18 protein-coding genes and 1 tRNA gene are annotated in these 19,759 nt (G+C 71.2%); 14 read left to right on the top strand and 5 right to left on the bottom strand.

Annotation, left to right across the window (positions count from 1 at the left end):
- Window positions 1-10: 10 nt before the first annotated feature.
- The 10 genes from AC27L3_RS16590 to AC27L3_RS16545 all read left to right on the top strand — a co-directional run bounded on the left by AC27L3_RS16590 (window position 11) and on the right by AC27L3_RS16545 (window position 12,771).
- The gene (locus tag AC27L3_RS16590; protein WP_487234777.1) at window positions 11-1,675 is read left to right on the top strand and encodes a beta-N-acetylhexosaminidase; all 1,665 of its coding nucleotides are present in this window, start codon (window positions 11-13) and stop codon (window positions 1,673-1,675) included.
- A 332-nt stretch (window positions 1,676-2,007) separates the two neighbouring features.
- Window positions 2,008-2,922: an FAD binding domain-containing protein gene (locus AC27L3_RS16585; protein ID WP_487234776.1), complete on the top strand. Its 915-nt coding sequence runs from the start codon at window positions 2,008-2,010 to the stop codon at window positions 2,920-2,922.
- The gene (locus AC27L3_RS16580) at window positions 2,919-4,334 is read left to right on the top strand and encodes a (2Fe-2S)-binding protein (protein ID WP_487234775.1); all 1,416 of its coding nucleotides are present in this window, start codon (window positions 2,919-2,921) and stop codon (window positions 4,332-4,334) included. Before AC27L3_RS16585 ends, AC27L3_RS16580 begins: the two co-directional genes overlap by 4 nt.
- 5 nt (window positions 4,335-4,339) lie before the next feature.
- Entirely contained in the window at window positions 4,340-6,706 is a 2,367-nt protein-coding gene (locus AC27L3_RS16575) for a xanthine dehydrogenase family protein molybdopterin-binding subunit (RefSeq protein ID WP_487234826.1), read from the top strand.
- Window positions 6,707-6,793: 87 nt separating this feature from the next.
- On the top strand, window positions 6,794-7,219 hold the full coding sequence (locus tag AC27L3_RS16570; protein WP_487234774.1) for a hypothetical protein: 426 nt from the start codon (window positions 6,794-6,796) through the stop codon (window positions 7,217-7,219).
- Entirely contained in the window at window positions 7,219-8,796 is a 1,578-nt protein-coding gene (locus AC27L3_RS16565) for a hypothetical protein (RefSeq protein ID WP_487234773.1), read from the top strand. Before AC27L3_RS16570 ends, AC27L3_RS16565 begins: the two co-directional genes overlap by 1 nt.
- A 22-nt stretch (window positions 8,797-8,818) precedes the next feature.
- Complete coding sequence (gene mycP, locus AC27L3_RS16560; protein WP_487234772.1) at window positions 8,819-9,991, top strand: type VII secretion-associated serine protease mycosin; 1,173 nt, start codon at window positions 8,819-8,821, stop codon at window positions 9,989-9,991.
- Between the two features lie 66 nt (window positions 9,992-10,057).
- Complete coding sequence (locus tag AC27L3_RS16555; RefSeq protein WP_487234771.1) at window positions 10,058-10,435, top strand: hypothetical protein; 378 nt, start codon at window positions 10,058-10,060, stop codon at window positions 10,433-10,435.
- A gap of 6 nt (window positions 10,436-10,441) precedes the next feature.
- Entirely contained in the window at window positions 10,442-12,211 is a 1,770-nt protein-coding gene (locus AC27L3_RS16550; RefSeq protein WP_487234770.1) for an alpha/beta hydrolase, read from the top strand.
- Window positions 12,212-12,219: 8 nt separating this feature from the next.
- Window positions 12,220-12,771 (top strand): hypothetical protein, encoded by a 552-nt coding sequence (locus tag AC27L3_RS16545; RefSeq protein WP_487234769.1) that lies wholly within the window; start codon window positions 12,220-12,222, stop codon window positions 12,769-12,771.
- Window positions 12,772-12,887: 116 nt separating this feature from the next.
- Here AC27L3_RS16545 and AC27L3_RS16540 read toward each other — a convergent pair whose 3' ends face one another.
- The 3 genes from AC27L3_RS16540 to AC27L3_RS16530 form a co-directional block, all read right to left on the bottom strand.
- Window positions 12,888-14,177 (bottom strand): hypothetical protein, encoded by a 1,290-nt coding sequence (locus AC27L3_RS16540; protein ID WP_487234768.1) that lies wholly within the window; start codon window positions 14,175-14,177, stop codon window positions 12,888-12,890.
- Between the two features lie 73 nt (window positions 14,178-14,250).
- Complete coding sequence (locus AC27L3_RS16535; RefSeq protein WP_487234767.1) at window positions 14,251-14,589, bottom strand: hypothetical protein; 339 nt, start codon at window positions 14,587-14,589, stop codon at window positions 14,251-14,253.
- 187 nt (window positions 14,590-14,776) lie between these two features.
- Entirely contained in the window at window positions 14,777-15,052 is a 276-nt protein-coding gene (locus AC27L3_RS16530) for a hypothetical protein (protein WP_487234766.1), read from the bottom strand.
- A gap of 248 nt (window positions 15,053-15,300) precedes the next feature.
- Between AC27L3_RS16530 and AC27L3_RS16525 the strand changes: the two genes are divergently transcribed.
- A complete protein-coding gene (locus AC27L3_RS16525) occupies window positions 15,301-15,978 on the top strand; it encodes a rhomboid family intramembrane serine protease (RefSeq protein ID WP_487234765.1) in 678 nt (225 codons plus the stop codon).
- A 4-nt stretch (window positions 15,979-15,982) separates the two neighbouring features.
- On the opposite strand, the gene AC27L3_RS16520 is transcribed toward AC27L3_RS16525, so the two are convergent.
- Window positions 15,983-16,054, bottom strand: a tRNA-Cys gene (locus tag AC27L3_RS16520).
- Window positions 16,055-16,137: 83 nt separating this feature from the next.
- Window positions 16,138-17,007, bottom strand: a complete 870-nt coding sequence (locus tag AC27L3_RS16515) for an alpha/beta fold hydrolase (RefSeq protein WP_487234764.1) — start codon at window positions 17,005-17,007, stop codon at window positions 16,138-16,140.
- Window positions 17,008-17,095: 88 nt separating this feature from the next.
- Here AC27L3_RS16515 and AC27L3_RS16510 point away from each other — a divergent pair, with 88 nt between their 5' ends.
- From AC27L3_RS16510 to AC27L3_RS16500, 3 genes are all read left to right on the top strand, one after another.
- Window positions 17,096-18,001, top strand: a complete 906-nt coding sequence (locus AC27L3_RS16510; protein ID WP_365966759.1) for a LysR family transcriptional regulator — start codon at window positions 17,096-17,098, stop codon at window positions 17,999-18,001.
- Window positions 18,002-18,107: 106 nt separating this feature from the next.
- Entirely contained in the window at window positions 18,108-18,692 is a 585-nt protein-coding gene (locus tag AC27L3_RS16505) for a cysteine dioxygenase family protein (RefSeq protein ID WP_487234763.1), read from the top strand.
- On the top strand, window positions 18,689-19,726 hold the full coding sequence (locus AC27L3_RS16500) for a YeiH family protein (protein WP_487234762.1): 1,038 nt from the start codon (window positions 18,689-18,691) through the stop codon (window positions 19,724-19,726). Before AC27L3_RS16505 ends, AC27L3_RS16500 begins: the two co-directional genes overlap by 4 nt.
- The last annotated feature ends 33 nt before the right edge of the window (window positions 19,727-19,759 follow it).

Below are 19,759 nucleotides of genomic sequence, written 5' to 3'. Positions count from 1 at the left end.
TGATCGGGGCATGACCGATCTCGACGCCGCCCACTCGTTGATTCCCGCGCCGCGGTCCGTCCGGGAGGTGCCGCCCGCGGGCCTGTACGTGCTCGACGAGGACACCCTCCTCGAAGCGCGGCCCGGCACCGAGGGCACCGCCCGCTGGCTGCGCGCGACGGTCGGGGCCGCCACCGGCCTGCCCCTCGCCCCGGGCGACGACGACGACAACCGCATCGTCCTCGCCGTCGACCCCGCCGTGGAGCGCGAGCTCGGCCCGGAGGGCTACCGGATCGTCGTCGACGGCTACGCCGTGCGCCTCGACGGCGGCAGCCCGGCCGGCGTCTTCTGGGCGGCCCAGACCCTGCGCCAGTTGCTCGGACCGGAGGCGTTCCGGCGTGCGCCGGTGACGGGCAGGCGGGAGTGGCACGTGCCCTGCGTCGTCGTCGAGGACGCACCCCGCTTCGCCTGGCGCGGCGTCCTGCTCGACGTCGCGCGGCACTTCATGCCCAAGGACGGCGTGCTGCGCTATGTCGACCTGCTGGCCGCCCACAAGCTCAACGTCCTGCACCTGCACCTGACGGACGACCAGGGCTGGCGCCTGCAGATCGACGCCCACCCCCGGCTGACCGAGGTCGGCGCCTGGCGCGCGCGGACCAAGCTCGGGCACCGCGCCTCACCGCTGTGGGACGAGCGGCCGCACGGCGGTCACTACACCAAGGACGACGTGCGCGAGATCGTCGCCTACGCCGCCGAGCGGCACGTCACGGTCGTTCCCGAGATCGACCTGCCCGGTCACTCGCAGGCCGCGATCGCCGCCTACCCCGAGCTGGGCAACACCGACGTCGTCGACACCGCCGCCCTCGGGGTCTGGGACACCTGGGGCGTCAACCCCAACGTGCTCGCGCCCACCGACCGCGTCCTCGCCTTCTACGAGGACGTCCTGACGGAGGTGCTCGACCTGTTCCCGTCGCCGTTCGTGCACATCGGCGGCGACGAGTGCCCCAAGGACCAGTGGCGCGCCTCGCCGGCCGCGCAGGCGCGGATGGCGGCGGAGGGGCTGGCGGACGAGGCGGAGCTGCAGAGCTGGTTCATCCGCCACTTCGACCGCTGGCTCGCCCGGCGCGGCCGCCGCCTCGTCGGCTGGGACGAGATCCTCGAAGGCGAGGCGACGAAAACCGGCCTGGCCGACGGCGCCGTCGTCTCCTCCTGGCGCGGGTACGCCGGCGGGGTCGCCGCCGCCCGGGCCGGGCACGACGTCGTCATGTGCCCCGAGCAGCACGTCTACCTCGACCACCGGCAGGCTCCCGGCCCCGAGGAGCCGGTGCCCATCGGCTACGTGCGCACCCTGGAGGACGTCCACCGGTTCGAGCCCGTACCGCCCGCGCTGACCGGCGAGGAGGCGCGCCGGGTGCTGGGGGCGCAGGCCAACCTGTGGACCGAGGTGATGGAGAACCAGCAGCGCGTCGACTACCAGGCGTTCCCGCGCCTGGCCGCCTTCGCCGAGACCGTCTGGTCCGTGCTGCCCGCGCCCGCGGAGCGCGACTTCGCCGGGTTCGAACGCCGCATGGCCGCCCACTATCCCCGGCTGGACGCCCTCGGCGTCGAGTACCGGCCGCCCGCCGGCCCCCGCCCCTGGCAGCGCCGGCCCGGCGTGCTCGGACGCCCGATCGAGGGTGCGCCCCCGATCGTGTGAGCCCGGCGGGAAGCTGACGAACCGTACGGTGGCTCCTGGCACGGTGGTCCTTCGCACACCACCGTAAGTCGCACAAGGGTTCCGAAGCATGGCATTAAGCGGGCAATCGGGCCCACCATGACCAAATCGGCCATCCGGCCCGGGGTGGAGCCGGTCGCCGCATACGGACCTTTTGCGTAAGTGGGTGTGTTCCGGTGGTTCGCGGACCCTCACGACGACGGACCCGGAAGATGTGCCACAGTTTCCACGTCCGGGCCGACAGCACGTACCGTACGGCGAGACCTGGCGGAACAGTCGGAACCACCGGGACCACCGGGGAAGGGGCAGCTGGGTTGACCACGCACGCACCACAGGCGGCGCACACCGTGACGTTGCCGGCCTCGCTCGACGAAGCCGTGGCAGCGCTGGCCGCCATGCCCACAGCCGTGCCCGTCGCCGGGGGCACCGACCTGATGGCCGCCGTCAACGCCGGCCTGCTGCGCCCCGCCGGCCTCGTCGGCCTCGGCCGTATCAACGAGATCCGCGGCTGGCAGTACCAGGACGGCGCCGCCCTGCTCGGTGCCGGACTCACCCACGCCCGCATGGGACGGCCCGACTTCGCCGCCCTCATGCCCGCCCTCGCCGCCGCCGCCCGCACCGCCGGACCGCCCCAGATCCGCAACGCCGGCACCCTCGGCGGCAACATCGCCTCCGCCGCCCCGACCGGCGACTGCCTGCCCGTCCTCGCCGCCCTGGAGGCATCCCTCGTCATCGCCGGCCCCGGCGGCGCGCGCCGGGAGGTCCCCGTCGGCCGCCTCCTGGCCGGCCTCGACATGCTCCGCCCCGGCGAGCTGATCGGGTACGTCCGCGTGCCCCTGCTGCACGCCCCGCAGACCTTCCTCAAGGCCACCGGCCGCACCGGCCCCGGCCGCGCCACGGCCTCCGTGGCCGTCGTCCTCGACCCGGCGCGGCGCAGCGTGCGCTGCGCGGTCGGCGCCGTGGCGCCCATGCCGCTGCGCCCGTTCGACGCCGAGCGCTGGGTGTCCTCGATCGTCGACTGGGACGGCGAACGCGCCCTCGCCCCCGACGTGCTGGCCGCCTTCGGCGAGTACGTCGCCGCCGCCTGCATCCCCGATCCGACACCCGCGCCGGACGCCCTGACCGACCACGGGGCGGCCGCGCCCGGTACCCTGCCGCCGGCCGTGCTGCACCTGCGTCGTACGGTGGCGACCCTGGCCCGCCGAGCACTGGGGAGGGCACTCGCGTGAGTGACGAACAGCAGCACCACACCGCCGCGCCCGGCGCGGGCACCTGGCAGCCCATCCCGCAGGGCGCCGGCCTCGACGCCGAGGGCACCACCTTCGTACAGCTCCCGCCCGAGCTGCTCGCCCACCCGGGCCCGGGCGCCACCGACTCCTGGGACCCGCTCACCGCGCCCGGCACGGGCTACACCCCGCCGCCGGCCGACACCGGTCACTGGCAGACGGCGTACGAGCCGGCCGTCGCCCCGGCGCCGGCTGCTCCTGCCGCTCCTGCTGCTCCCGCCGCTCCCGCCGGGGAGGGGCTCGACGACACGCAGCAGTGGGCCATGCCCTTCGCCACCGGCGACGAGCCCGCGCACGAGCCCGCGCACGCCCATGACGCGCACGCCACGGGGGAGTGGACGGTTCCGGCCGCCGGGGACGACTCCGTGGAGGAGTCCGGCGAGTACGCGCTGCGCGACGCGGCAGGCCCCCGCCCGCCGGCGTACGACGCCGGCACCGTCACCGATGCGGGCGATCACGGCCTGCAGGAGTGGACGCCTACTCCTGCCGAGAACGCGGCCGTCGACGTGACGGAACCGGTGGAGGAGCCGGCGGAGGAGCCGGTTGCTCCCGCGGCAGCCGCGGAAGAGGAGGCGGCCGCAGCCGACCACGCGGACACCCCCGACCGCCCGGTCGAGCCCGCCGACGCCGCCGACTATGCAGCCGCCGACTACGCCGCCGCGGACTACACCAGCGACTACACCGGCGACTACGACACCGCCTACGCCGAGCCCGGACCGGCCGCCGAGGCGCACCCCCACAACGAACACCCCTGCGCCTCCTACGTCCTGCGCGTCAACGGCACCGACCGGCCCGTGACCGGCGCCTGGATCGGCGAGTCGCTGCTGTACGTGCTGCGCGAGCGCCTCGGCCTCGCCGGCGCCAAGGACGGCTGCTCGCAGGGCGAGTGCGGGGCCTGCTCCGTCCAGGTCGACGGCCGCCTCGTGGCCTCCTGCCTCGTGCCCGCCGCGACCACCGCCGGCTCCGAGATCCGCACCGTCGAGGGCCTGGCCGAGCACGGCCGGCCCTCCGACGTGCAGCGCGCCCTCGTCGACTGCGGCGCCGTCCAGTGCGGCTTCTGCGTACCGGGCATGGCCATGACCGTGCACGACCTGCTGGAGGGCAACCACGCCCCCAGCGACCTGGAGACCCGCCAGGCCCTGTGCGGCAACCTGTGCCGCTGCTCCGGCTACCAGGGCGTCCTCGCCGCCGTCCGCCAGGTCGCCGAGGAGCGCGCCGAAGCGGCCGCGGCCCTGGCCGAGGCCCAGGAACAGCAGGAGGGCGGCCAGGGCGACGGCACGGCCCGCATCCCGCACCAGGCGGCCCCGTACGGCGACGACGGCACCGGCAGCGGCTTCGGAAAGGCGACGGCATGACGGCAATGGGCGGCACGTCCGGCAGGGGCGGGGCGGGTGGAGCTGCGGGCACGCCGGGCCTGGACGACCCCGGGTCCGTCGCCACGGCCTTCGCCCTGCCCGTCACGACCCCGCCACCCCGGCTGCGCGGCATCGGCGTCTCCCTGCCGGCGACCGACGCCCCCGCCAAGACGCAGGGCACCTTCCCCTACGCCGCCGACCTGTGGGCCGAGGGCCTGCTGTGGGCCGCCGTCCTGCGCTCCCCGCACCCCCACGCCCGCATCGTCTCGATCGACACCACCGCCGCCGCCGCGATGCCGGGCGTACGCGCCGTGGTCACCCACGCCGACGTGCCCGGCCGGGGCCCGCACGGCCACCGCACCGCCGACCGGCCCGTCTTCGCCTCCGACGTGGTGCGCCACCACGGCGAGCCCCTCGCCGCCGTGGCCGCCGACCACCCCGACACCGCGCGCCTCGCCGCGGCCGCCATCGCCGTCGAGTACGAGCTGCTGGAACCGGTCACCGACCCCGAGCAGGCCTTCGCCGCCGAACCCCTGCACCCCGACGGCAACCTCGTGCGCCACATCCCGCTGAGCTTCGGCGACCCCGAGGTCGTCGGCGAGGTGATCGTCGAGGGGCTGTACCGCATCGGGCGCCAGGACCCCGCGCCCATCGGCGCCGAGGCCGCCCTCGCCGTCCCCCGCCCCGACGGCGGCGTCGAGATCTACACCGCCTCCACCGACCCGCACGCCGACCGCGACCTCGTCGCCGCCCGCCTCGGCCTGGAACCCGAGCGCGTCAAGGTCGTCGTCACCGGCGTCCCCGGCGCCATGGGCGACCGCGAGGACCCCGGCACCCAGCTCGCCCTCGGCCTGCTCGCCCTGCGCACCGGCCACCCGGTCAAGCTCGTCGCCACCCGCGAGGAGTCCTTCCTCAGCCACCCCCACCGGCACCCCACCCTGCTGCGCTACCGCCACCACGCCGACGCCGAGGGCCGGCTGCTGAAGGTCGAGGCGCAGATCCTCATGGACGCCGGCGCCTACGCCGACTCCTCCTCCGAGGCGCTCGCCGCCGCCGTCGCCTTCGCCTGCGGCCCCTACGTCGTCCCCAACGCCTTCGTCGAGGGCTGGGCCGTGCGCACCAACAACCCGCCCTCCGGCCACGTGCGCGGCGAGGGCGCCCTGCAGGTGTGCGCCGCCTACGAGGGCCAGATGGACAAGCTCGCCGCCCAGCTCGGCCTCGACCCCGCCGAGGTGCGCATGCGCAACGTCCTGGCCACCGGCGACCTGCTGCCCACCGGCCAGACCGTCACCTGCCCGGCCCCCGTCGCCGAACTCCTGCGCGCCGTCCGCGACTACCCCCTCCCGCCGCTCCCCGTCGACGACCCCTCCGGCACCGAGGACCACTGGCTGCTGCCCGGCGGCCCCGACGGCGCCGGCGAACCGGGCGCGGTACGGCGTGGCGTCGGTTACGGCGTGGGCATGGTCCACATGCTCGGCGCCGAGGGCGCCGACGAGGTCTCCACCGCCACCGTCAAGGTCACCGGCTCGGTGGCCACGGTCATCTGCGCCGCCGTCGAGACCGGGCAGGGCTTCACCACCCTCGCCCGGCAGATCGTGCAGGACGTCCTCGGCATCGACGAGGTCCACGTCGCCCCCGTCGACACCGACCAGCCCCCCTCCGGCCCCGCCGGCCACGGCCGCCACACCTGGGTCTCCGGCGGCGCCGTCGAACGCGCCGCCCGCATGGTGCGCACCCAGCTCCTGCAGCCGCTGGCCCACCAGTTCGGCATGTCGACCGAGCTGCTCACCATCGCCGACGGCAAGATCACCTCGTACGACGGCGTGCTCAGCACCAGCGTCGACGAGGCCCTCGCCGGCAAGGAACTCTGGGCCACCGCCCAGTGCCGCCCCCACCCCACCGAACCGCTCGACGCCACCGGCCAGGGCGACGCCTTCGTGGGCATGGCCTTCTGCGCGGTACGCGCCGTCGTCGACGTCGACGTCGAACTCGGCACCGTACGCGTGGTGGAGATGGCCGTCGCCCAGGACGTCGGCCGCATCCTCAACCCCGCCCAGGCCCGGGCCCGCATCGAAGCCGGCGTGACCCAGGGCATCGGCGCCGCCCTCACCGAGAACCTCCGCACCACCGCCGGCCACGTCCGCCGCCCCGACCTCACCTCGTACGCCCTGCCGACGTCACTGGACACCCCCGACATCCACGTGGTGAAGCTCGTCGAGGAACGCGACGTGGTCGCCCCCTTCGGCGCCAAGGCCATCAGCGCGGTCCCGGTCGTCACCTCCCCGGCGGCCATCGCCTCGGCAGTCCGCGCCGCCACCGGCCGCCCGATCAACCGCCTGCCGATCCGCCCCCAAACGGCGACGGTGAACTGAGTACGCGTACTCAGGAACGGTGTCGGTGCCCCTTAGTAACCTGTCCGGGCCGTAGGAGTCACGGACACAAGGGGACGGGGAACAGGCGTGGGCGCGGGGTCGGCAGCACGACTGCAGGCGGAACTGGATTCCCTCAAAACCTTCAAGGGACAGGTGGACGACCTCCTCACCACCCTCCACGAAGGCGACGCCGCCCCCGCCCGCATCACCGACGCCCGCCTGGGCGCCGGCCACCTGGGCGTGAACTTCACGGAGGTCACCACACTCCACCAGGCCTACAACCAGGTCCACACCCAGCTGGAGACGCTGTCCCACCTCCTGTCCGACCAGATCGAAGCCCTGAGCACGGCGGTCCAGGGTGCCCGCATCGGCTACGAAAACGTCGACGCCGACCTCCGCGACCGCATGTGGGCCATCCAGCGCCGCACCGAACAGCTCTACAACCGCCCCCTGGACCCGAACGCCACCCCGGCAGCCCCCGCCAAGAGCGGCAGCGACGAAGGAGCCATCTGATGACGACTCCGATCGGCCCGGTGATCAACCAGCCGGTGAGCGGCCTGTTCACGACGTCGGACTTCGAGTCCAAGACGCACGAGGAACTGCGCGCGATGGTGGCGAACGCGCAACCTGGGAAGGCCAGTCATCTCAGTGCCAAGCTCGCCACTGTGGCGGATGCACTTGGCAAGATGGGCGATGCGCTCAAGCAACGTGCACAGCACGTCAGCTGGGAGGGCGCAGGCGGCGATGCCTTTCGCCTCTGTGTGTCCGATACGGCAAATTTCACGTTGCACCTTGGCGCATATGCCAAGACGGCCAGTACATGGCTCGGCCACGCGGCTGAGACCTTGAGTCACGTGCAGTCGGCGATGCCTCAGGTTTCGGCTACCGACAAGACCATGCTCGCTTCCTACCAGCAGAATCACCCGGGCCAGGTCGGCTCCGTCCCACAGCCTCTGCTCTCCGACCAGAATGCCGGCCTGCAACAGCAACAGGGACCGACGCAGCAGCAGGCGTACGCCGCTCAACAGCGCATGGAGAAGGACCGCCTCGAGGCAGCCCGCCTGATGCGTCAGCTGGCCGAGTCGTACGCATGGTCGACGCACAACATGCAGGAGGCTCCGCTGCCCAGGCTCAAGCCGATCGACCCCCGCGTCATGCCACCGAGTTACCGCCGAGACTTCGAGTACATTCCCGCACCTGAAAATGCAAAGCGCTCTGTCGGTGGCAGCAGCAGCGCTAGCCTGTCGAATCCATCCGGCGAAGGAGTGTCCCATGTGGCAGCTGCACCTGGCGTTGCATCCACCGGGCATCCGGGTGGTAGTTACACAACCGCCAGGTCATCTCACGAGTCGAGCATGCCGTCGTCCCATGTCAGGGTTGACGGGGTTCTGGCAGTGCCGCAGACACCCTCAGTTTTGCCAGCCGTAGAGGCTCCGAGCCGCTCCGACTCGATCAGTGTGCCCAGCCAGATCCCGACGCCAGCGCCGTCACGTGTTCCAGCGATGCCGCCGACTGGCCGTGATGGGACGGCCATTGCCAAGCCCGTACTGGGCTCTCGGGTACCTGATGCACGAACGGTTGCCTTGCCGGAGCGCGGTGGCGGCAGTGGTCTTGTTCGCCCTCCTGGCCTGGCGGTGCCGCGCGACGGAGTCCTCGGCGGACGACAGGTGCCTCGGCTGCCGGGCCAGTCGCAGCTGCCGCCCATGGGAGGCGCGACTGTGGGGGGCGAGGCGGGTTCGGGCCGAATCCCGTCAGCTGCCCAAGCGGGACAGATGCCCGCAGGGCAGGGAGTCGTTCCTGGCGTGGCGTCCGGGGGGCCTGCCGGTCGAGCTGGAGCCGGCACAACTACCGGACGACGACTGGCAAGCGAACCGGGAGGAGTCGTCGGTGGCCAACCCCGACGGCGTGCCGGAGTCAACGGTGAGGGTCCGTTCACCGCAGGTGGCACAGGGTTGGTGCGCAGTGCGGGCGAGCGTAGTTCGTCTCCATCCCGTTCCGGACAGAGGGGGCAACGTCCCGACTACCTGGTTGAGGATGAAGACACCTGGGCACTGGGCAATCGTCGAGTGGTCCCGCCGGTCATCGGCTGATCTCGAGGCAGGACCAAAAGGTATGAATTCGAAGATCACAGCAGTTCGATGGAAAAGCGGAGCATGCACTGTCGCTGCGTTCCTCTCCCTCGCTGTGACCGCGGCACCAGCGCATGCTGACCCGATTCGCTCGCAGCAGTGGCACTTGGATGCAATGCAGGCAGAGGAGATGTGGAAGGTATCGACCGGCACCGGAGTCACGGTCGCAGTCATTGACAGCGGTGTCGACCCGACCCTTCCTGACTTGCAGGGGCAGGTTCTTGCAGGTAAGGACTTCTCCGGAATTGACGAGGCGATGCCCCCGGACTACTACGGTCACGGCACGGGCATGGCAGTTCTCATTGCCGGGACCGGCAGGAGTGAGGGTGGGCAAGGAAGTTTCGGCCTTGCCCCCGGTGCCAAAATCCTGCCCCTGAGGGTTGCCGGTGATCACGCGCCTCGTACCAAGCTGCTCCCTGGAGCGACCATAGCTCGCGCCATCCGGTATGCAGCCGAGTCCGATGCAAAGGTCATCAACATTTCCATGGGCGCCCCGGCCGAAGATCCGGAGCAGGCCAAGGCCGTCGAATACGCTATCGCCAAAGGGAAGCTGATCTTTGCTTCGGCCGGCAACAACGGGGCTAAGGGCAATGAGGTGGAATACCCGGCAGCCTATCCAGGCGTGGTAGGCGTGGCCGCCGTGGACCAGAGCATCAAAGCAACGACAGAATCAGAACACGGGCCGCAGGTAGACCTTGCGGCCCCGGGCGAGAACATGGTGGCTGCATGCCTCGGCGGCACCGGCGTATGCCGCTCCCACGGCACGAGCGACGCCACCGCCCTCGCTTCCGCCTCCGCCGCCCTCGTCTGGTCCGCCCACCCCGACTGGACCGCCAACCAAGTCCTGCGCGTCCTCATCAACACCGCCGGCGGCCCCAAGAGCGGCGAGAAGCGCAGTGACAGCATCGGCTACGGCGTGGTCCGCCCTCGCGTCGCCCTGCAGAACCCCGGCGACCCGGGCCCCCCGGACGTGAGCCCTCTTCCGGAGCTCGCAGCCGCCAAATCCTCGGCGTCCGGCGCCAGTCCGGTCAGCACGCATGACGGCGACGGCCTGCTGTCCGAGCGCAACGTCATCGCTGCGGGCGTCTGCATCGTTGTCGCGGCAGTTGCCGCGACGACCGTGCTGATGGTCCGACGGCGTCGAGCGCTTTCCTGACCAACCTTCCCCTTTGTCCCTCACTCAGAGGCATTGATGACGCACGCCCCCATCGAGGAATCGCCCATGGAGTCGCGAATAACCCTGGCCTCCGCCGGCCCTGCCGGTGGAGGCAGCGGTACCCACAAGGCCAGTGTTCATCCCTGGACAACCGCGGGCGGCGTCGCCGACGAGCTGCACGAGGGTATGGACGCCGCCATCAGGGACCTGGGCCACGCCCACGACGGAATCAAGTCCGGCACTGCCGGCTTCGCGAGTGCAGCAGCCCTCGCCACCATCCTGGCCACCTGGGAGACACGGCTGAGTGCCGTACGGGCCGAGTGCAAGTACCTCGGTGGTGCCCTGAGGAAGACAGGTGTCGGTTACGGGGAGAACGAAGCAGCGGTGAAGTCGTCGCTCGAGTCGGTCAAGTCCAAGATCGATGAATACTCGAAGGGACGCTGACCCGCTGTGGTGACCATCGACGAGCTGAAGGACCTGGACGTCTCCAAGTTCACGAAGGCTGCTGAGAGCTGGAGTGCGGTCAGCAACCGGTCCAGTGCGGCACGAGGCCGCGTGGACCACGACATGCTGGCCACGCTGGACGCGACGCAGCAGGGGTTCGGGGCCGATGCAGCCAGGAGCAGGCTCGGCAGGCTCAGCAAGAACTACGAATACATCCATGCCGAGTGCGGCATGGTTCGTACCGCACTGACCGGCGTGGCCGAGGAGTTGGCCGCTCCGCAGCGCAAGCTGAAGCAGGCACTGGAAGACGCCGCCGCCCTGAAGTTCACCGTCAAGCCCGACGGCTCGGTGGAGTACCCCAAGAGTCCCTCCACCCCCGCGCCTCTCGTCCCCATCCCGGCCGCGCCCGGCGCCATGCCGTCCCTCCTCAAACCGGAGAGCACCCCGGACCCGAACCAGGCCAAGGCGCAGGACATCGCCAACCGCATCGGGACCGCCCTCAAGGAAGCAGCCGAGATCGACGCCCGCTACGCCAGGGTCCTGGCCAAGCTCACGGCTGACCCCGATCTGAACAAGACCGACGGGTCCGACGTCGCGCGGGACTTCAGGGATCTCCGCGCCGCCGCCGGGAAGCACTTCTCGGACTCGGCGATCCCGAAGAACAAATCGCCCAAGGAAAATGCCGCTTGGTGGAAGCGCCTGAGCCAGGCCGAGCGTGATGAGTACATGGCGCTCTACCCTGACCGTATCGGTGCGCTGGACGGGGTGCCCGCAGCCGTTCGGGACAACGCGAACCGTGACTACCTTCCCATTCTCATGGGGCGGCTCGAAGGGCAGGACGATGACAAGTCCAGAACTCAGCTCGAGGGGTTGAAGGTGATTGACGAGAAACTGAGATCCGGATCCCGTCCGCCCATGTTCCTCCTTGGTGTCAGTGATTCCGGAAATGGTCGCGCCATCGTTTCCTACGGAGACCCCGATGCAGCCAAGAATGTATCGGTTTATGTCCCGGGGCTGGGGACGAAGCTCGACAAGGATTTCGCTGACGGCGGCTTGGAGAGAGCCCAGCAGACCGCCCTCGAAGCGCAGAAGTTCGACCGCTCGAGCGCTTCCGTGGTTTGGCTCGGCTATGACGCTCCGCTCATGGGTGTGGATCAGGGGCTTGACAATCTGGATGTAGCCGACAAGGCGAAGGCGAAGAGGGGGGCTGTCGATTACGATCACTTCCTTGAGGCTGTCCACGTCACTAACCAGAACAAGGACCCGCATGTAACGGCGATCGGCCACTCCTACGGCTCTCTGACCGTCGGCATGTCCTCTCAACGCCCCGGCGGCGTTCCGGCAGATGACGTCATTCTTTTGGGGAGCCCTGGCGCCGGGGTCAAAAAGGCGGCGGACCTCGGGGTCGGTGCCGACCACGTATTTGTTGGCGCAGCAGAGAACGACCCCGTGTCAAAGCTGCCGTCCAAGACGGATGCAGCTGCGAGCCTGGCCGGCGAGTTGATATTTGGACCCGTGGGTGGAGTGGCTGCCCATGAGGTTGCGGGCCTGCTCGGGGAGGACGACGAGAACTGGTTCGGTACGGACCCTGCCAGTGAGGCCTTCGGCGCACGGCGATTCAAGGTTGCTGACGGCCCCCTTCCTCTTGTGGAAAAGGGTTTCATGCCGGCTCACTCCGGATATTTTGACCCTGAGAGGGATCCTGAATCTGCGCGGAACATCGGCCTCATAGTTTCGGGTCACTCGAACCAAATAACACCGGAGAAGCGTCGATGAGATCGCGTATGCCGGCGCTCGTGCTGGGTATCCTGATGTTGACCGGGTGCAGTCTCGTCAATCCTGGGAATGACGGAAAGAGGAGTGGTGAGATGAACATGCAGCAGGGCGCTGAACGGGCGGATGAGATACTCGACGCCACGTTTGCCGCCATCGTTCCCTCGGTTGAGTGGACGCACCGGGAGTCGACTCATGGCGGATGCGGTCGTTCGTCTCTTGGATCGGTGACGCGGCGTCGCGCGGTTATGACGGTCATATCCGAGGGGAGGCGTGGAAGCTTCCTCGGGGTGGTCGAGCGACACTGGAAGAAGCAGGGGTTCAGCATCACCGGAACGGCTGCCGGTGGCGAGTTCCCGGCCATCTTCGCCTCTACGCCCGACAAGTTCCGGATGAGTCTGGAGTTCGGGGCCAAGGGGCAGGCATTCTTCGACGTGGTCACGCCGTGCCTCGACAAGTCGGAAGTGCACCCCCCGAGGACTCCTGCGAACGGGTCGAACTATGCAGGGAGTGAAGTTCCGTACCCGGACAAGCATTCCGACTTCTGGTCTGCCACAGGATGACGCGCCGTCTTCAGGACAAGTGGCGGGGCACCAGATACCCCGACGGCGACGTCGTGCCGCTCTCCGTCCCGGAGGTGCGGGACGCGCTCGTAATCTGGATCCGACTGCTCCGGCGGTCAGTCGGTTCGGCCGTCCGCCGCCTGCCGGTCGCGCCGTAGTGCCAGGCGCGCCAGTCCCCGTACCGGTCGTGCCAGTGCCACCGTCAGTCCCGCCAGGGGCAGTACCAGCAGCAGGCTCTGGATCAGGGCCGAGGCCAGGGCCAGGGCCTGGTTGCCGGGTGTGGTGTGGGCTGTCGTCATCAGCCAGGAGATGTGCTGCCAGTCGGCGACCAGCAGCTCCGGGAGGTTGATGAGCACCATGCCCAGTTGCAGGACGATTGCCGGGATCAGGATCAGGACCCAGGCCGCCACCACGATCTGTGGGCCGCGTTTGAGGGCGGCGAGGCGGCCGTCCTCGTCGGGGCGTCGCAGGAGAACGCGCTTGAGGATGGGGGCGATGTATTTGAAGAGGTCGGGAATGCCGATCAGGTCCGCGACGATGTAGTAGCCGTCGAAGCGCAGGGTGGGCAGCAGCTGCTGGATCATTTCCAGGTGGACGGAGAGGATCGCCACCAGGAGCGGCTGGAAGCCGGTACAGGCGTAGGCGCCGAGCAGGCCCAGGACGAAGAGGGCGTTGAAGTGGACGCCGCCGAGGTCGGCGCGGATGCGGCCGGCGCGGCCGAGGCGGTACGAGTTGGTGATGTCGGTGTAGAAGGCCGGCCAGACGAGATAGATGCCGCAGCCCATGGCCCCGGGGCGTACGCCGCCGTAGCGGCATGCCGCGCCGTGGCCCATTTCGTGGAAGACGCACGACGCGATGGCCAGGAGGAGGACGAGCAGGACGCCGGCCGGGTCGGTGAGCGTGGTCTGCAGGGCGGCGCCGGTGTCCTGGGTCGTCCACAGCCAGGTTTCGCCGGCCACGAAGGCGGCGACGGCGAGGGCGACGAGCAGGGGGCGGAAGAGCCAGGCGAAGAGGCCGGAGAGGAACCAGGTGAGGTTTTCCGGCACCACCGCGATCCGGAAGCGGAAGGCGAGAAAGGGATCGCTCTTGGCCGTGGGCGGAGGCGGTGAGCCGTCGCTGTAGGTGGTGATGCCGAGTGGCGCGAGCTTCTTGTCCAGGAGGAAGGCGACGTGTTCCTCGGCGAATTCCCGCCCCGTCTCGTTGCTGAGGTCCGCGGCCACCTGGGCGGTGCTGGTGGTGCCTGCGGCGAGGGCCTTGGCGACCTGGTAGAGCAGCGGCGGCAGCCGGACGAGCTGTCCGTCGGGGCGGCAGACGAGCTGGGGTGGCTCGCGGTAGCCGGATCCCTCGAACTCGCCGACCAGTTCGGTGCCGGCGACCAGCGTGGGGGCGGAGGGCAGGGTCGTCATGGTCGGCTCTTCCCGGGATCCACGATGGGGGAGGGAAGGGCCGGCGGGAGCTCCCGGCCCTTCCCGGCGGCGGTCAGTGGCTGGAGATCGCCGCGGGCGTGCAGGTCACGTTGCTGGCCGGGTTCTCGGAGCCCAGGCCGAGGCTGCCGAACAGGCCCGGGGTTCCCTGGCGGTCGATGGACTGGCAGGACGAGAGGATCGTGGTGCCGTGGTCGTGCGGTACGGGGGCGAACACCCCGCCGCCCGAGGCCGCCGAGGAGCTGGCGCCGGACGCGGCGCCCGCGCCCGTACCGTCACCCGGTCCGGCCGCGAGGCGTCCGAACGGGCTGGCGACGATGCCCATGACCGTGCGCTCGGGGAGTACCTCTCCCGCCATGCCGGCGAGTTCCTCGAAGCTGACGGCGTTGTTCATTCCGTTCCCCTTTCTCTGGTTTCCGCACTCCGGTCACCCGGTACGCTGGCACGGCGTACCGGGCAGTTCGTCCTCGCGCGAGGTCCGCTTCCGCTGTGCATGTCCGTCGGGAATCGCACGAGAACGAGTTCTGGGGTTCCCTGGCAGGGAGTGAAATGGATACGGGGCAGGCGGCCGGTGCAGTGAATCAGTGGGTCGAAATGGCCGCGGGAATGCAGGTGGTGGTGTAGCCGGGGTTGCTGGGGGCGAGCCCCAGGGCGACGAGGAGCGCCGGGCCGGCGGCGTTCTGCCGGTACTGGCAGGCGTAGGCGACCGTCGCACCGTGCTCGGTTCTGACCAGCGTCGGGTACACCGGCTGATCGCTGCCGCCGGCCACCGGTGCCACGCTCGACAGCGCGATGCGCGGGGGAAGTTCCTCACCCTGCAGCTGTTCGAGCTCGCCGAAGGTCACGGCGGGTCCCATCGCGTGCTCCCTCCCTCTGGGACGCCGCTGCACGGCTGCGGGCCGGGCGCCGACGTCCCTGCGTGAGGTTAGCGGCGAATAGGAAGACCCGACACGTCATCAATCCGCTGATCACCCGGTCGTGAGGAGGGGTGCCCCGGAAGGGTGGAATGGTGAATGTCCTCTGACGCGTGTGGCGAAAACCGTGTCAGGAGAGGAACGCGTGCCCGGTTCCGTATCGGCCCGCAGGGCCGCCGTACCCTACGCGGATGAGCAGGAGAGCGGCAGCGGCCCCCGTGGACGCGGAGCGGATGGTGGCGGAGGCGCGGAAGGCGTTCTTCGTCGTGGTGGGGTTGCTGGCGGTCGTGTGGGCCGTGCAGGTGGTCAACTGGGCGAGCGGGTACGAGCTGGCGCGGGAGTTCGCCGTGGTGCCCACTGAGGTGGGGCGGCTGCCGGACGTGCTCGTGGCGCCGTTGCTGCACTGGAGCTGGGCGCACATCGAGAGCAACTCGGGGCCGCTGTTCGTGTTCGCCTTTCTCGCCGCCTATCGCGGGGTGGCCCGGTTCCTGGGGCTGACGGTGCTGGTCGCCGTGGCGAGCGGGCTGACCGTGTGGTGTCTGGAGCGGGCGAATTCCGGAACCGTCGGCGCCAGCGGGCTGGTCTTCGGGTACTTCGGGTACGTGGTGGTGCGCGGCTTCGTCGACCGGCGGCTCGTCGACAGTCTCGTGGGCGTCGTCATGGGCGCCTCGTACGCCTATCTGCTCACTCTCGCCGTGCCGGGCACCCCGGGCATCAGCTGGCTCGGACACCTCGGTGGACTCGTGGGGGGCCTGCTCGGCGGGTGGGTCTTCCGGGACCGGCGCAGGGGCCGTGAGAAGGAGACGGAGCCCGCCGGCCATCCCCGGGCCGGTCTGCACCGGGAACTGCGTGATCTCGGGCTGCTGTAGGCAGAGGCCGTGACTGGAATCGAACCAGCGTAACTCGCTTTGCAGGCGAGCCCCTGAGCCACTCGGGCACACGGCCAATGTTCGTGAGACCACCGTAGGGGTGGCCCCGGGCGGCCTCAAGGGGTGGGGACGGGCTGTCACTTTGCGGACATGCGGCCGTCACAGTCCCAGCGGGGTGCGCAGGAAGTCGTCCACCAGGGGGCGGAAGAGGTCCGGTTCGTCGACCCACGGGTAGTGGCCGACGCCGTGCAGCGGGCGCAGGGTGCCGTGGTGGAAGGAGGCGGCGACCGCTTCGCCCGCGCGCATGCCCGTGACGGCGTCGAGGTCGCCGGTCACGACGAGGACGGGGACGGGCAGCTCGCGCAGGGCGTGCAGGATCTGCAGGCGCATGTCCTCGTCCACGCCCTGCCAGAAGCCGGCGCGGGGGACGGGGTTGAGCTGGTCGGGTTCGCCGGCGGCGTGGGCGCGCTGGGGGGCGTCCCAGCGGCCGTAGGCCATCGGGGCGGCGCGCAGCAGGAGGGAGCGGACCTCGGCGAGGTTGCCGGCGTCGGGCAGGGAGTGGACGGCGACGTAGGCGTCGACCCACCAGGGTTCGCCGGTGCGGGATTCGAAGATCTCCTCGGCGTCGGTCGGCAGTTCGCCCTGCAGGCGGGAGCCGGGGGTGACGAGCACCAGGTGGCTGAGGCGGTCGCCGTGTGCGGCCGCGTACGCCTGGGCGGTGGCGCAGGCGGCGTCGTGGGCGAGCAGGGCGAAGCGTTCCAGGCCGAGGTGGGCGCGCAGGGCCTCCAGGTCGCGGGCGAGGGCGGGGAAGGCGTACGCGGCCGGGTCGCCGGCCGGCGGGGAGGCGCCCGTGCCGCGGCTGTCGGGGACGACGAGGGTGTGGTGGGCGGCGAGGCCGCCGAGGTCGCCGAGGTAGGCGGCGTCGCGGCCGGGGCCGCCGGCCAGGCACAGCAGGGGCGGTCCGCCGGAGTCCTCGCCGAGGATCCGGTAGCTCAGCTCCGCCGAGTCGTATGAGGTGTAGTGCGGCATGGGTCCACCATGACGGATATGTCCAGCGATCCAGAAGCAACCCCCGAGTACCCCCGCGCCTGTCCCAAATTCCGCTTATGATTCCGGCGTGTTCGACTCGCGGCACATCAAGACCTTCCATACGGTGGTCACCGCCGGGTCCTACTCCGCCGCGGCCCGCGCCCTGGGCTACACCCAGCCCGCCGTCACCCAGCAGATGAAGGCCCTGGAACGCGCCGTGGGCACCCCGCTGTTCACCCGCGTCGGGCGGCGGATGCGGCTGACCGAGGCGGGTGAGGCGCTCGCCCGGCACGCCGGGATCATCCTGGAGAGCATTGCGGCCGCACAGCGGCAAATGAGCTCCCTGACCCGGCTGCGCGCCGGACGGGTCCGGGTGTGCGCCTTCCCCAGCGCCGGTGCGACCCTCGTCCCCGAGGCGCTGGCCCGCCTGAGCGCCGAGCACCCCGGCGTCCGCGTCGAGCTGCAGGAGGGCGAACCGCCCGACTCGCTCGGCCGGCTGGTGCGCGGCGAGTGCGACATCACGCTGGCCTTCACCTACCCGGGCCTGCACGAACAGGTGCCCGCGGAGCTCGCCGAGATACCGCTGTTCGAGGACCAGCTCACCGTCCTGCTGCCCGTCGGGCACGCCCTCGCCCGCCGCCGCGCCGTCAAGCTCGCCGACCTCGCCGGCGAGCGCTGGATCGCCGGCTGCCTGCGCTGCCGGGCCAACCTCCTGCACGAGTGCGCCGAGCAGGGATTTGCACCTGACATCGCCTTCACCACCAACGACAACCTCGTCGTGCAGTCGCTGGTCGCCGAGGGGCTGGGCGTGGCGATGATGCCGGGGCTCGTGTTGTCGTTCCTGCGGCACGACCGCATCACCGGGCGGGCCCTGGACCCGGCCTCGCGCCGCAAGGTCGCCGCCTACGTGCTGCGCGAGCACCTGCGGATCCCCGCCACGGCGCTGGTGCTCGACGAGGTACGGGCGGCGGCCGCCCGCCGCGTCGGCTGCTGAGGACGCAGGGCCGCGCGCATGCGCCCGCCATCCATAAGCCGGTGTTGGCATCCCGGCAAGAAACCGTCGTTGGACCTGTAGGAACGACCGGGGCGATCCTCCTGGCATGACCACCCACGCCGCCCCCCGGACCCTCCCGGTGACCCCCCGCATGGCGCGGCTCGTCGGCGAGATCGGGGACACCGTGGCGCGGGGCCTGGCCCCCGACACCACGGCGTACCTCGTCGGCGAGCACCTCGCCCCCCACCTCGGCGCCCCCGACCTGCTCACCGCCGAGCAGTGCCGGGGCGACGCCCACCACTACCGTCAGCACGTGCTGCACGCCGAGCGCGACGGCAGCTTCTCCGTCGTCGCCCTGGTCTGGCTGCCCGGCCAGCACACCGCCGTCCACGACCACGTCTCCTGGTGCGTCACCGGCGTCCATCTCGGCCGGGAGAGCGAGCGCCGCTACCGCCTCGTCCCCGACGGCGCGACCGCCCGCCTCGTCGCCACCGGGGACGTCGTCAACCGGCAGGGCGACGTGTGCGGCTTCGCGCCGCCCGGCGACATCCACCGGGTCGGCAACGCCTCGGCCTCCGTCGCGATCTCCCTGCACGTCTACGGGGCCGACGTCCTGCGCCTGGGCTCCAGCGTGCGCCGCGTGTACGACCTGCCGGAGGACGAGGGCCGGGCCAAGGGCACGTCGCCGTGACGGTCACCGAACGGCAGGTGCGCACGTACCCGGTCGCCGGCCCCCGCTCGCTGCGCCCCGGGCTCGCGCTCGCCGCCGCCGGGCCCGCCCTGGCGTGGGCCGTGCACCGGCTGCTGCCCGCCGTACCCGTGCTCACCGCATCCGTCGTCCTCGGCGTCGCCGCCGCCCATCTGCCCGGCGTACGGAACGTGGTGCGCGGCAGCGCCCGGCCGGGCCTGGCGTTCGCCGGCAGGCGGCTGATGCGTGCCGGCATCGTGCTGCTCGGCCTCGGACTGGGCTTCGGCGACGTCCTCGCCCTCGGCTGGACCACCGTCGCCATGGTGCTCGCCGTCGTCGTCGCGACCTTCGCCGGGACGCTGTGGCTGGGCCGCCGCCTGGGGCTGCCCGGCGACCAGCCGCTGCTCGTCACGAGCGGGTACGCGATATGCGGAGCCTCGGCGATCGGCGCGGTCGGCGAGGCCGCCGGCAGCGACGAGGAGGACGTCGCCACCTCCGTCGCCCTGGTCACGCTGTGCGGCACGCTGGCCATCGCCGTCCTGCCCCTGCTGCAGCACCCCCTCGGCCTGGATGCGGCACGGTTCGGGCGCTGGACGGGCGCGAGCGTGCACGACGTCGGCCAGGTCGTGGCCACCGCGCAGACCGCCGGCGCGGCGGCGCTGGGGCAGGCCGTCCTGGTCAAGCTGCTGCGGGTGGCGCTGCTCGCCCCGCTCGTGACGGCAGTGGGAGTGGCCCTGCGCAGGCGCGGGCGCAGGCGCGGGACGGCGACGGCGAAGCGGCCGGCCGTCCTGCCGCTGTTCGTGCTCGGCTTCCTCGCCATGGCCGGCCTGCGCACCACCGGCCTGGTGCCCGGTACGGTGCTGGCCCTGGCCCGGCACGCGCAGGAGCTGCTGCTCGCCGCGGCCCTCTTCGGCCTGGGCAGCGCCGTGCACCTGCCCTCGCTGGCCCGCACGGGCGGGCGGGTCGCCGCCCTCGGGCTGGGCGCGTGGATCGTCGTCGCCGGGCTGTCGTACGGGGGCGTCCTGCTCACGACGTGACACGACGGTAGGAGGACGCCTGCGCCTACGGGC

It is taken from the genome of Streptomyces sp. PKA51 (genome assembly GCF_057552455.1).
This window is presented reverse-complemented; position numbering and strand designations above follow the sequence as displayed.